The following is a 12422-nucleotide window of genomic DNA, read 5'->3' as shown; positions in this document are numbered from 1 at the left end:
GCACCTACCGATGAGCGGCGTACCGATCCTGATCGGACCGGTCGCTCGCCCCGAAACGAGAAGACGGAGGAACCGACAGTGGCCCTTCCCCAGTTGACCCCCGAGCAGCGCGCTGCTGCCCTCGAAAAGGCAGCTATCGCCCGCAAGGCTCGCGCCGAGCTCAAGGAACGCCTCAAGCGCGGCGGCACCGACCTCAAGCAGGTTCTCAAGGACGCCGAGACGGACGAGATTCTCGGCAAGATGAAGGTATCCGCATTGCTCGAGGCGTTGCCGAAGGTGGGCAAGGTCAAGGCCGCGGAGCTGATGACGGAGTTGGAGATCGCGCCCACTCGTCGACTGCGCGGACTCGGGGATCGGCAGCGCAAAGCGCTGTTGACGAAGTTCGATTTCGAGGCCTGACGACGGTGAGTGACACTGCGGCGACGTCCGTGCCGGAGAAGAAGCGGGGCCGGTTGGTGGTGCTGTCCGGCCCTTCCGGCGTCGGCAAGTCCAGTGTCGTTCGGCTCGTGCGCGCGGCGCTACCGGAGCTGGTCTTCAGCGTGTCGGTCACGACGCGATCGCCGCGCCCTGGCGAGGTGGACGGTCAGGACTACCACTTCGTCTCGTCCGAGGAGTTCGACCGGATGATCGCCGACGGCGAGTTGTTGGAGTGGGCGAGTATCCACGGCGGCCTGCAGCGGTCGGGAACTCCTGCTGCCGCAGTGGATGCCGCATTGGAGGCCGGCAGTCCGGTGCTGCTCGAGCTCGACCTGGCCGGGGCACGGGCCGTTCGGGTGTCCAAGCCGGAAGCTCTGCTGGTGTTCATGGCACCGCCGACGTGGGAAGACCTGGTCTCTCGACTGGTCGGCCGAGCGACGGAGGAGAGCGCCGCCACCGAGCGCCGGTTGGAAACGGCAAGGGTGGAATTGGCGGCACAGGACGAGTTCGACACGGTCGTTGTCAATACCGATGTCGACCATTCGTGCGAACAGTTGGTATCCTTGTTGGTCGGTAGGTCGTCGGTCGGTAACAGCTGACCATTTTCACGGCGCACGAGGCCCCGACCAGCTAGTTCGTAGCACCAACGATGCAATTTCAGGAGATCATCAGTGAGCAGCACTTCAGCGGCCGTTTCCGACTTCGACGGACGCAGCGCTCTGCCGGCCTACGACACGCCGCTCGGCATCACCAATCCACCCATCGACGAATTGCTCGCGCGCACCTCGTCGAAGTACGCCCTCGTCATCTACGCGGCCAAGCGTGCACGCCAGATCAACGACTACTACAACCAGCTCGGTGACGGCATCCTCGAATACGTAGGACCGCTGGTCGAGCCCGGTCTGCAGGAAAAGCCGCTGTCCATCGCGCTTCGCGAGATTCACGCAGACCTCCTCGAGCACACCGAAGGCGAATAAGAACCCGACAGGGGACACCTGACGTGCATGTGGTCGTCGGAGTAGGCGGCGGTATTGCCGCCTACAAGAGTTGTGCGCTCATTCGAAAATTCACCGAGAACGGCCATCAGATTCGAGTGATTCCGACTGCGTCGGCGCTCGAATTCGTGGGCCGCGCAACATTCGAGGCATTGTCCGGCCAGCCGGTGCACACCGGCGTGTTCGCCGATGTGCCCGAAGTGCCGCACGTCCGGCTGGGGCAGGAAGCGGATCTCGTCGTCGTCGCGCCGGCCACCGCGGACCTGATGGCTCGAATCGCGGGCGGGCGGGCGGACGATCTGCTCACCGCGACGTTGCTGACCGCTCGGTGCCCCGTCGTGTTGGCCCCGGCCATGCACACGGAGATGTGGGAACACCCGGCCACCGTCGCGAACGTCACCACGCTCCGATCGCGCGGTACCCAGGTGATCGAGCCTGCGTCCGGCCGGTTGACCGGACGCGACACCGGTTCGGGCCGACTGCCCGAGCCCGAGGAGATCTTCGCTCTCGCCATGCTGCTGACCGAACGTGCGGACGCGATGCCGCGCGATCTCGAGGGACGGCGAATTCTGATCTCGGCCGGTGGTACGCGGGAACCCCTCGATCCCGTTCGTTTTCTGGGGAATCGGAGTTCCGGCAAGCAGGGGTACGCGTTGGCTCGCGTCGCAGCCCAGCGCGGTGCCCACGTGACCTTGATCGCCGGGTACACCAGCGACCTCGAGGCGCCCGCGGCGGTCGATGTGGTCCACGTGAAGACCGCGTCCGATATGCAGGACGCGGTGCGCTCGCATGCGACCGACGTCGACGCAGTGGTGATGGCGGCTGCGGTCGCCGACTTCAGACCCGAGTCCATCGCGAGCAGCAAGATCAAGAAGGGCTCGAACGAACCGTCGTCGATCCCTCTGGTCCGCAACGACGACATCCTCGCCGGTCTCGTGTCGGCTCGGCACAGCGGAGACGTCCGATCGTCGACGGTGATCGTCGGATTCGCCGCCGAGACGGGCGACGCCGACGGTGACGTGCTCACCTACGCGCGAGCCAAGCTCGAACGCAAAGGCTGCGATCTGCTCGTCGTCAATGCGGTGGGTGACGGCAAGGCATTCGAGGTCGACCACAACGACGGCTGGTTGTTGGGGTCCGACGGCTCCGAGGCCGCGCTGGGGGAGGGCTCGAAAGCTCTGCTCGCCAGCAGGGTGTTGGATTCGGTCGCCCAGATGCTTCGCTCCCGCGATACGCGGCCCACTTCGGATACCCGCTGATGTCGAGGGTGCACGATCGATGTCGTAGCAGCTAGCGTTCTGGGTACCAGGGCGACAGCGCCGTAAAGGTTTGCGTGGCTCCCACAGGGGCGATAACACCGAGGGAACATCAATTTTCGTGGAGTGCTCGGCCGGCATCAGCCGTCGGGTCGGGCAAGAACATGCGTCGAGAGGAAGTCCGTGAGCAAGTCCGGTAGTCGGCTTTTCACCAGCGAGTCCGTTACAGAAGGTCACCCAGACAAGATCTGTGACGCCATCAGCGATTCCATCCTCGACGCTCTTCTCACCGAGGATCCGCGAGCCCGAGTGGCGGTGGAGACGCTCGTCACCACGGGCCAGGTCCACGTCGCAGGTGAGGTGAACACCACCGCCTACGCGGACATCCCGAAGATCGTGCGCGAGAAGGTGCTCGAAATCGGGTACGACTCGTCCGCCAAGGGATTCGACGGAAACTCCTGTGGTGTGAACGTCGCCATCGGCGCGCAGTCACCCGAGATCGCGCAGGGCGTCGACCATTCGCACGAGGCCCGCGTCGAGGGATTGTCCGACGACGAGATCGACCGTCAGGGTGCCGGCGACCAAGGATTGATGTTCGGCTACGCCAACACCGATACACCCGAGTTCATGCCGCTGCCGATTGCGTTGGCACACAGGCTGTCTCGGAGACTGACCGAGGTTCGCAAGAGCGGTGTGCTGCCGTATCTGCGTCCGGACGGCAAGACTCAGGTCACCATCGAGTACGACGGGGACGACGCTGTTCGTCTCGATACCGTCGTGATCTCGACCCAGCATGCAGCAGACATCGACCTCGACAACCTGCTCACTCCCGACATCCGCGAGAAGGTCCTGGGCTCGGTACTCGCAGAGCTGGACGTACCGACTCTCGACACCTCGAACGTCCGGTTGCTGGTCAATCCCACCGGAAAGTTCGTGCTCGGTGGTCCGATGGGAGACGCCGGTCTGACCGGCCGAAAGATCATCGTCGACACGTACGGCGGCATGGCTCGGCACGGCGGCGGAGCATTCTCGGGCAAGGACCCGTCGAAGGTCGACCGCAGCGCCGCATACGCGATGAGGTGGGTCGCCAAGAATGCGGTCGCAGCCGGTCTGGCCGACCGCATCGAGGTGCAGGTGGCCTATGCGATCGGCAAGGCAGCACCGGTCGGTCTGTTCGTCGAGACGTTCGGCACCGAGAAGACCGATCCCGCGCGTATTCAGGCGGCGATCAGCGAGGTCTTCGACCTCCGTCCCGGTGCGATCATCCGCGACCTCGACCTGCTGCGCCCGATCTACGCGCAGACGGCCGCGTACGGTCACTTCGGACGTACCGACATCGATCTTCCGTGGGAATCCACCGATCGCGCCGACAAGCTCCGGGACGCGGCAGGCCTGTAGGTCCCTCCACTCCGGCAGCGATGCTGCCGCACGTACCCTGTTCGCACCGGCTCGGTGCTCCCACGACGAGTGTGGGGTGACGATCGAGAAGGAGGTGCGGTGGCTGGTGTGACGCCGGCGGCGGCAGCCGATCTGCCGATCGCGCGCATTCTTCCGATGCTTCCGCTGCCGCACCTCGACCGCGAGTTCGATTACCTCGTTCCCGAGGACGCCAGCGACGATGCCCAGCCCGGTGTGCGGGTACGCGTTCGTTTTGCCGGCCGGCTCGTCGACGGGTTCGTACTCGCCAGGCTGGCCGAGACCGACCATCCCGGTCGTCTCGGCTGGCTCGACCGGGTCGTGTCCGCCGAGCGCGTACTGACTCCCGAGATCGCCGAGTTGGTGTCGGCGGTGGCCGATCGCTACGCAGGAACGCGAGCGGATGTGCTGCGTCTGGCGGTTCCGGCTCGCCACGCGCGGGTCGAGGCAGAGCCCCCTCCGGTCGTCGACGAGGCAGCAGAGCCGGTCGTCGATCGCACGGGCTGGGCGGCGTATACCCATGGCTCCAATTTCCTCGATGCCCTTGGCGAGCACCGTGTTCCGCGTGCGGTGTGGCAGGCCCTACCCGGCGAGGTGTGGCCCGCTCGATTGGCCGAATTGGCTGCCGTCACAGTGGGGAGCGGACGGTCCGCAGTGGTCGTGGTGCCCGACCAACGGGATCTCGATCGTCTGGAGGGCGCGTGCGCTGCGGCAGTCGGGGCCGACCGTGTGGTGGCGCTGTCGGCCGGTTTGGGACCGGCCAAGCGGTACCGGCAATGGTTGCGCTGTCTGAGGTCGGGCCCCGTTGTCGTGGTGGGCACACGCAGTGCGGTGTTCGCGCCCGTGTCGAACCTCGGCCTGATCGCGATCTGGGACGACGGCGACGACAGTTTCGCCGAACCACGCTCACCGTATCCGCATGCACGTGAGGTGGCGTTGCTCCGCGCGCACGTGTCGGGAGCCGCGGTCGTCGTCGGCGGACATTCCCGGACGGCCGAGGCCGAGGCTCTCGTCGATTCCGGCTGGGCCCACGACCTGGTCGCCCCACGTGAGCTGGTGCGTGAACGGCAACCTCACGTGGTCGCGCTGGCCGACTCGGACCACGCGCTCGCTCGGGATCCGGCAGCCCGGGTCGCGCGGCTACCGGCGATCGCTTTCGAGGCCGCACGTGCGGCGCTGAAAGCGGATACCCCTGTGCTGGTTCAGGTTCCACGCGCCGGTTATGTTCCGTCGCTGGCGTGTGCGAAGTGCCGCCATCCGGCTCGGTGTCGACGCTGCAACGGTCCGCTCGCCCTGCCCTCGGCTCCGGGCAGCGACGGCGCGGGCAGCCCGACGTGTTCCTGGTGCGGAATCGCCGATGCCGCACACCGCTGCACGGTCTGCGGGTCTCGCAACCTGCGCGCCGTGGTGATCGGAGCGGGACGCACGGCCGAGGAGCTCGGCCGCGCCTTCCCTGGCGTGCCGATACACAACTCCGGTGGGGCCACCGTCCTCGATACCGTGCGCCCCGGTGGTTCGCTCGTGGTGTCGACCGTCGGTGCCGAGCCGACCGTGGACGGCGGATACGGCGCCGCGCTGCTGCTCGACGGTTGGGCGCTGCTGGGCCGGGCGGATCTGCGTGCGGCAGAAGAGACACTGCGCCGCTGGATGACGGCTGCGGCGATGGTTCGGCCCGGGGCGGCTGGGGGACGTGTGGTCGTGGTGGCCGAGTCCGAAATTCCCACCGTCCAGGCCCTGGTGCGCTGGGATCCGCTGTGGCACGCGCGCAGTCAGCTGGACGAACGAGTCGAGGTGCGGTTTCCACCGGCCGTTCACGTGGCGGCGATCGACGGGACCACCGACGCGATCACAGCGTTGGTCGACAGTGCAGATCTACCCGAGACGGTGGAGGTACTGGGTCCCGTCGATCTCCCGGACGGTCAACGCGCACCGGCAGGGAGCAGCGAGGACGGGTTGTCCGGAGACGTGCAGCGGCTGCTGATCCGGGTTCCGCGAAGCACCGGAGCAGCGCTGGCGCGAGCGCTGTCGACTGCGCAGGCGTCCCGAAGCGCCAAGAAGCTCGGCGCGGGCGTACGGATTCAGATCGATCCCATTCGGATCGGGTGATGGGCTTTCTCTGTCCTGTCGCGTTCCCTACGTCCAGATAGAGAGGCAACCTCAGGGCCTTGTCAAAGTTCTATTGCCGATATATCGTCGACTTGTTCAATCGATACGAAGGAGAACGAGATGAACTACGCATTCGATGGCTTTGCACACGAATTCGGACGCCGCGGAGGTCCCCGGATGGGACTCGCAGGCAATCGGCACGGAGACCCGCGCCGACGTGGCGCGCCGTTCCAGATGTGGGTTGCGCAGGACGACGAGCACGGCCCGGCAGAAGACGGAGAACCAGAAGGCGGAGAACGACACGAGAGAGGTCGGGGAAGGAGAGGTCACGGAGAACACGGCAGACGTCGGGGAGGTCCTGTCGGGCGGGGGCGTGACGGTATGTGGCCCGGTGGTGTCGGGGCCGGTGGCTTCGGGGCCGGCGGTTTCGGGCCGAATGCCGACTTCGGTCGTGGTCGGGGCCGAGGCGGTCGGGGCCGACGTGGCGATGTCCGCGCAGCGATCCTCCTGCTGCTCGAGGACCGGCCGATGCACGGTTACGAACTCATCCAGCAGATCGCCGAGAAGAGCAACGGAACCTGGAAGCCGAGCCCGGGATCGATCTACCCGGCTCTGTCGCAGCTCGAAGACGAGGGCTTGGTGCTGATCGACAAGGTGGCCGGCAGGAAGACGGCAGCACTGACGGCCGAGGGCAGGCGTCATGTCGACGACCATCGAGCAGATCTCGGCAGTCCTTGGGACGACGTAGCCGATTCCGTCGGCATCGATGCGCGTGATCTTCGGGCACTGATCGGACAATTGATGGGAGCGGCCGGTCAGGTGGCCGGAGTCGGAACCGTGCGTCAGGTCGACCAGGCAGCCGAGGTGCTCATCGAGGCACGCCGATCGCTGTATCGCATCCTCGCGGAGGACGCTTCCGGCAGTTCCGACAGCACCGACGCGACGTGATCGTCGGTGCGGAATCGTCGCACGCTGCCGTGACTCCCTAGGATGGACAACCGACATCGTTTCGTCCATCCCAGGGAGTTGCCTTCAGTGCGCGTCGTCTTCGCCGGAACACCGGAACCCGCGGTCCCGTCACTCGCGCGACTGTTGGAGTCCGAACGGCACGAGGTGATCGCCGTGGTCACCCGGCCCGATGCCGCAGCCGGCCGTGGACGCAAGACCGTGCGCTCGCCCGTCGGAGTGTTGGCGGACGAGCACGGCATCCCGGTGCTCACTCCCGCGAGGCCGTCGGACCCGGAGTTCGTGGCGGCGCTGACCGACCTCGCCCCCGACGTGTGCCCGGTCGTTGCGTACGGCGCGCTGTTGCCGCAACAGGTACTCGACATACCTCGGTACGGCTGGATCAATCTGCACTTCTCACTGTTGCCCGCGTGGCGTGGCGCGGCACCGGTACAGGCCGCGATCGCCGCGGGCGACGACGTCACAGGAGCATCGACGTTCCTTCTCGACGTCGGGATGGACACCGGTCCGGTACTCGGTGTCACCACCGAACGGATTCGGGATTCCGACACCACGGGTGATCTGCTCGGGCGTCTGGCGTCGAGCGGAGCCCACTTGCTCGCCGCGACGTTGGACGCGATCGAGGACGGAACGGCGGCAGCGCTACCGCAATCCGAGGACGGTGTGTCCTACGCGAGCAAAGTGACAGTCGATGCCGCGCGCATCGACTGGACGAGATCCGCGGAATTCGTCGACCGACACATCAGATCCGTCACACCGGCCCCGGGCGCGTGGACGACCATCGGGGATCTCCGCGTCAAGATCGCTCCTGTTCAGCTGTCGCCGGACACGTTGGAGCCGGGAACGATCGACGTACGCAAGACCGGTGTACATATCGGAACCGGAACCGGCGCAGTCGTTCTCGGTGATATTCAACCTCAGGGCAAGAAGGTCATGAGGGCACTCGACTGGGCGCGCGGCGCTCGGCTGGACGATACGGCGGTGGCACGATGACAGAGCCCGACAGGCCTCGTAAGCGCGAGTCGAGTCAGCCCCGCAAGTACGTCAAGAAGTCACCGGGGGCACGTGGGCCCAAAGGGAACCGGCCGCCGCAGGGCACCGGACCCCGTGCGGTCGACGCGATCGATCCGGCACGGCGTGCGGCCAGAGACGTGCTCAAAGCGGTGCGGGAGCGCGATGCATACGCGAACCTGGTGCTGCCCGGGTTGCTCCGCGAGCGCAAGTTGGATTCTCGCGATGCCGCGCTGGCCACCGAACTCGCCTACGGCGCATCACGCGCTCGGGGTGTGCTCGACGCCGTGATCGCACACGCGGCCGGGCGGCCTGCCGCAGAGATCGACGGACCACTGCTCGACATCCTTCGGCTCGGGGCTTATCAGCTGCTGCGCACCCGGGTTGCCCCGCACGCAGCCGTCGCCACGTCGGTAGATCTCGCCCGCTCCGAATTCGGTTCCGGCAAGGCAGGTTTCGTCAACGCCGTGCTGCGACGAGTGTCCGAGCGAACCGCAGCGCAGTGGGTCGACGAGCTGGCACCGGCGACGACGGCGGATCCGGTCGGTCACCTGGCATTCGAATACGCCCATCCCAAGTGGATTGCGCAGGCCTTCGCCGATGCGCTCGGAGCCGATGCCGGCGAACTCGCCGCGGTCCTCGAGGCGGACGACGCGCGTCCCTCGGTCCACCTCGTCGCGCGACCGGGAGAGATTTCCGCCGAAGAATTGGCGCTGATCACCGGGGGAGAGGAAGGTCCCTATTCGCCGTACGCGGTGCACCTCGACGGCGGCGACCCCGGCAAGCTCGATGCTGTCCGGGACGGACTGGCCGGAGTCCAGGACGAGGGCAGTCAGCTCGTCGGCCGCGCGCTGACGTTGGCACCGTTGCTCGGCGACGACGGTGGCCGATGGTTGGACCTGTGCGCCGGTCCGGGCGGCAAGGCCGCCCTGCTCGGTGCCGTGGCGGAGATCGACGGCGCACGGGTCGACGCCGTCGAACCGACCCCGCACCGCGCCGACCTCGTGTCCAAGACCACCAAGGACCTACCGGTGACGGTGCACATCGTCGACGGCCGCGAGTCCGGACTCGACGCGGGTTACGACCGCGTGCTCGTCGACGCGCCGTGCACCGGTCTCGGAGCGCTGCGTCGTCGCCCCGAAGCGCGGTGGCGTCGCCAACCGTCCGACGTGGCGGCATTGGTCACCCTGCAGAAGGAACTCCTGGCGGCAGCGATCGATCTGGTCCGGCCCGGCGGGGTGGTGCTCTACTCGACGTGCTCGCCGCATCTGTCCGAAACAGCGGCCGTCGTTGCAGACGCCGTACGCCGATACGGCGTCGAACAGCTCGACACCCGCGCGCTCGTGCCGGGAGTACCGCAACTGGGTGACGGCCCGTCGGTGCAATTGTGGCCGCATCGGCACGGTACCGACGCGATGTTCATGGCGGCGCTGCGCAAGCCGGTCTGATCACCCTCCGGCCAGGAACGCCTCGGCCACGTCTGCGGGTGCGTACACCAGCCACCCGTCGACGAGGAGTTCGCGCAGTTCGTCGTACTCGGCGTTGTCGATGTCGATCAGAACGGCAGAGAACCCGTCGAAGTGCGGGATCGTGAAGCACGAGCGCGGATGTGCGGCGAGGATGGCTTCCTTCTCGTGCAGGTCGGCAGTCCTGACGGCCAGGATCAGTCCGGTGGGCGGGGTCTCGTCGCCGAATCGTTTCAGGTCGGCCTTGCTGAACGGTCGTACCCACGCGAACACGTGCTTGCCTATGCCCCAGGCGGGATTCCCGTACCGAACGCTTTCGGTGACTTCGGGCAATTCGGCAAGGACGGCGCTCGCGGAGTCCATGGTGGCCATGTCGGCACGATACCGGCTCGACTAGGCTCACCAGTCGTGGTTTCCCCGATGATCGCTCCCTCGATTCTGTCCGCCGATTTCGCGCGCCTCGCCGCCGAAGCCGATGCCGTCGCGGGGGCCGATTGGCTCCACGTCGACGTCATGGACGCACACTTCGTCCCCAACCTCACCCTCGGGCTACCGGTGGTCGAGAGTCTGCTCAAAGCAACGAGCATTCCCCTCGATTGCCACTTGATGATCGAGGATCCGGCGCGCTGGGCCCCGCCGTACGCCGAGGCCGGGGCATACAACGTCACGTTCCACGCCGAAGCAACGGATGACCCCAGCGCCGTGGCGCGCGACATCAGGGCCGCCGGTGCGAAAGCCGGCCTGTCGGTGAAGCCGGGTACCCCGATCGAGCCCTACCTCGAGATTCTGCGCGACTTCGACACTCTGCTGGTGATGAGTGTGGAGCCCGGTTTCGGCGGCCAGTCGTTCATGCCCGAAGTACTGTCCAAAGCCAAAGCTGTTCGGGCACTTGTCGATTCCGGAGATCTACGCTTGGTGGTCGAGATCGACGGCGGCATCAACTCCGACACCATCGAGCAGGCCGCCGAGGCCGGCATCGATTGCTTCGTGGCCGGTTCGGCCGTGTACAACACCGCCGATCCCGCCGCCGCAGTGCGTGATCTCCGCGGCCGGGCCGCCCGCGCGTCGCACCACCTGTCGTGACCGACGCCCCGGGTTCGGCCGTGTCGGTCGTCGAGGCCATGGCTCTGGCCGTCGACGCGTCCGAGGCCGCTCGGGGCATCAGCAGCCCCAACCCCGCGGTCGGTGCCGTGATCCTCGACGCCCGCGGCGTCGTCGTGGGCACCGGCTCCACCCGTCCACCCGGCGGCCCGCACGCCGAGATCGTCGCACTCACCGAAGCCGGCGACCGTGCGCGCGGCGGCACCGCGGTGGTGACACTCGAGCCGTGCAACCACACGGGCCGCACCGGACCGTGCTCGCAGGCCCTCGTCGCAGCCGGGGTCGCGTCGGTCGTCTTCGCGGTAGCGGATCCGAACCCACTCGCGTCCGGCGGGGCACACGCACTGCGGAACGCCGGGATTCGCGTCGAACAGGGCGTGGGGACGCGCGAGGTACAGCAGGGGCCACTGCGGGCCTGGCTGCACAAACAACGCACCGGCCGGCCGCACGTCACCTGGAAGTACGCCGCGACGCTCGACGGACGCAGCGCGGCTGCCGACGGAACGAGCCAGTGGATCACGGGTCCGCAGGCACGGGCGCACGTGCACGCCGAACGGACCAGGCTCGACGCCATCGTCGTCGGAACCGGGACCGTACTGGCCGACGATCCACGGCTGACTGCTCGTCGCCCCGACGGCACCCTGGCATCGCATCAGCCGGTTCGAGTCGTCGTCGGATCGAGGCCCGTACCGGCGACCGCCGCGATCCGGGGTCCGGAGGCACCGACGGTGTTTCTGGACACACACGACCCGGCTGCGGTGATCGACGCGCTGAGCGAGTACACCGACATCCAGATAGAAGGTGGTCCGACTCTGGCCGGCGCGTTCCTCGCCGCCGGTCTCGTGGACCGCGTTGTCGCCTACATCGCACCTGCGGTGTTGGGGGCCGGCCCGGCTGCGGTGGAGAATGCGGGGACCGGAACAATTGCCGACGCAATTCGGTTCCGCACGGAGACAGTCACCATGATCGGCAACGACGTTCTTCTGAGTGTCGTGCCCGAAGGAGCGAAGTAGATGTTCACCGGAATCGTCGAAGAGCTGGGCGAGATCGTGGCCAAGGACGAACTGCCCGACGCCGCTCGCTTCACCGTCCGGGGCCCGGTGGTGACCTCCGATGCCGGCCACGGGGATTCCATCGCGGTGAACGGAGTGTGTCTGACCGTCGTCGACGTACTTCCCGACGGCGGATTCACCGCCGACGTCATGCAGGAGACGTTGAACCGATCGAGCCTCGGCGCTCTGGATGTCGGCAGTCGCGTCAACCTCGAACGCGCAGCGGCACTCGGTAGCAGGCTCGGCGGGCACCTCGTCCAAGGACACGTCGACGGAACCGGCACGGTAGCCGGACGCAGCCCGTCCGAGAACTGGACCGTCGTGCGCATCACGATGCCCACGTCGGTAGCGCGCTACGTCGTCGAGAAAGGATCCATCACGGTCGACGGTGTCTCGCTCACCGTGTCCGGGCTCGGAGTCGACGACGGCGGGCACTGGTTCGAGATCTCGCTGATCCCCACCACCCTCGACCTGACCACACTCGGCACGGCCGAGGTGGGTTCACCGGTCAACCTCGAAGTCGACGTCATCGCCAAGTACGTGGAGCGGCTGCAGGCGATCGACGCACAGTAAGTACTGTTGAAGTGCACGCAGGTAACGGTGCATCGGAGACATTTCCAGGGCGCTGAGCCAGGC

Annotated in this window: 14 protein-coding genes; 12 read left to right on the top strand and 2 right to left on the bottom strand. The window is 66.9% G+C overall.

Annotated features, from left to right (window positions below; genetic code table 11):
- Nucleotides 1–78: 78 nt before the first annotated feature.
- The 6 genes from mihF (at nt 79) to CH268_RS17375 (ending at nt 6190) form a co-directional block, all read left to right on the top strand.
- Nucleotides 79–399 (top strand): integration host factor, actinobacterial type, encoded by a 321-nt coding sequence (gene mihF, locus CH268_RS17400; protein WP_027496987.1) that lies wholly within the window; start codon nt 79–81, stop codon nt 397–399.
- 5 nt (nt 400–404) lie between these two features.
- Nucleotides 405–1016, top strand: a complete 612-nt coding sequence (gene gmk, locus CH268_RS17395) for a guanylate kinase (protein ID WP_032391446.1) — start codon at nt 405–407, stop codon at nt 1014–1016.
- Nucleotides 1017–1088: 72 nt separating this feature from the next.
- Nucleotides 1089–1394 carry a DNA-directed RNA polymerase subunit omega gene (rpoZ, locus tag CH268_RS17390; RefSeq protein ID WP_008716576.1) on the top strand — a complete coding sequence of 102 codons (306 nt, stop codon included), beginning with the start codon at nt 1089–1091 and terminating at the stop codon, nt 1392–1394.
- Nucleotides 1395–1417: 23 nt separating this feature from the next.
- Nucleotides 1418–2671 (top strand): bifunctional phosphopantothenoylcysteine decarboxylase/phosphopantothenate--cysteine ligase CoaBC, encoded by a 1254-nt coding sequence (coaBC, locus tag CH268_RS17385; protein WP_094665253.1) that lies wholly within the window; start codon nt 1418–1420, stop codon nt 2669–2671.
- 180 nt (nt 2672–2851) lie between these two features.
- Nucleotides 2852–4066, top strand: coding sequence for a methionine adenosyltransferase (gene metK / locus CH268_RS17380; protein WP_032365746.1), 1215 nt, complete (start codon nt 2852–2854; stop codon nt 4064–4066).
- 156 nt (nt 4067–4222) lie between these two features.
- On the top strand, nt 4223–6190 hold the full coding sequence (locus CH268_RS17375) for a primosomal protein N' (RefSeq protein WP_176457978.1): 1968 nt from the start codon (nt 4223–4225) through the stop codon (nt 6188–6190).
- Nucleotides 6191–6286: 96 nt separating this feature from the next.
- Here CH268_RS17375 and CH268_RS28555 read toward each other — a convergent pair whose 3' ends face one another.
- Nucleotides 6287–6724: a hypothetical protein gene (locus CH268_RS28555; protein WP_441346979.1), complete on the bottom strand. Its 438-nt coding sequence runs from the start codon at nt 6722–6724 to the stop codon at nt 6287–6289.
- Between CH268_RS28555 and CH268_RS28550 the strand changes: the two genes are divergently transcribed.
- The 3 genes from CH268_RS28550 (at nt 6719) to CH268_RS17355 (ending at nt 9615) form a co-directional block, all read left to right on the top strand.
- Nucleotides 6719–7138, top strand: a complete 420-nt coding sequence (locus tag CH268_RS28550; protein WP_373557326.1) for a PadR family transcriptional regulator — start codon at nt 6719–6721, stop codon at nt 7136–7138. The genes CH268_RS28555 and CH268_RS28550 overlap by 6 nt on opposite strands.
- Nucleotides 7139–7225: 87 nt before the next feature.
- Complete coding sequence (gene fmt / locus CH268_RS17360) at nt 7226–8149, top strand: methionyl-tRNA formyltransferase (RefSeq protein ID WP_094665247.1); 924 nt, start codon at nt 7226–7228, stop codon at nt 8147–8149.
- Nucleotides 8146–9615: an RsmB/NOP family class I SAM-dependent RNA methyltransferase gene (locus CH268_RS17355; RefSeq protein ID WP_094665245.1), complete on the top strand. Its 1470-nt coding sequence runs from the start codon at nt 8146–8148 to the stop codon at nt 9613–9615. Before fmt ends, CH268_RS17355 begins: the two co-directional genes overlap by 4 nt.
- On the opposite strand, the gene CH268_RS17350 is transcribed toward CH268_RS17355, so the two are convergent.
- On the bottom strand, nt 9616–10005 hold the full coding sequence (locus CH268_RS17350) for an MmcQ/YjbR family DNA-binding protein (protein ID WP_094665243.1): 390 nt from the start codon (nt 10003–10005) through the stop codon (nt 9616–9618).
- A gap of 36 nt (nt 10006–10041) precedes the next feature.
- On the opposite strand from CH268_RS17350, the gene rpe reads away from it, so the two are divergent.
- From rpe to CH268_RS17335, 3 genes are read left to right on the top strand one after another with little or no spacing between them, the layout of a single operon-like run.
- Nucleotides 10042–10716: a ribulose-phosphate 3-epimerase gene (rpe, locus tag CH268_RS17345; RefSeq protein ID WP_032365752.1), complete on the top strand. Its 675-nt coding sequence runs from the start codon at nt 10042–10044 to the stop codon at nt 10714–10716.
- A gap of 38 nt (nt 10717–10754) precedes the next feature.
- Nucleotides 10755–11747 carry a bifunctional diaminohydroxyphosphoribosylaminopyrimidine deaminase/5-amino-6-(5-phosphoribosylamino)uracil reductase RibD gene (gene ribD / locus CH268_RS17340; RefSeq protein WP_094665380.1) on the top strand — a complete coding sequence of 331 codons (993 nt, stop codon included), beginning with the start codon at nt 10755–10757 and terminating at the stop codon, nt 11745–11747.
- A complete protein-coding gene (locus tag CH268_RS17335; RefSeq protein WP_094665241.1) occupies nt 11748–12359 on the top strand; it encodes a riboflavin synthase in 612 nt (203 codons plus the stop codon).
- The last annotated feature ends 63 nt before the right edge of the window (nt 12360–12422 follow it).

The sequence above is a fragment of the Rhodococcus sp. 06-1460-1B genome, from assembly GCF_002258475.1.
Lineage (GTDB): Bacteria > Actinomycetota > Actinomycetes > Mycobacteriales > Mycobacteriaceae > Rhodococcoides > Rhodococcoides fascians.
Note: the sequence above shows the minus strand (reverse complement) of the source record. Positions and strands in the feature narration are given on the sequence as shown.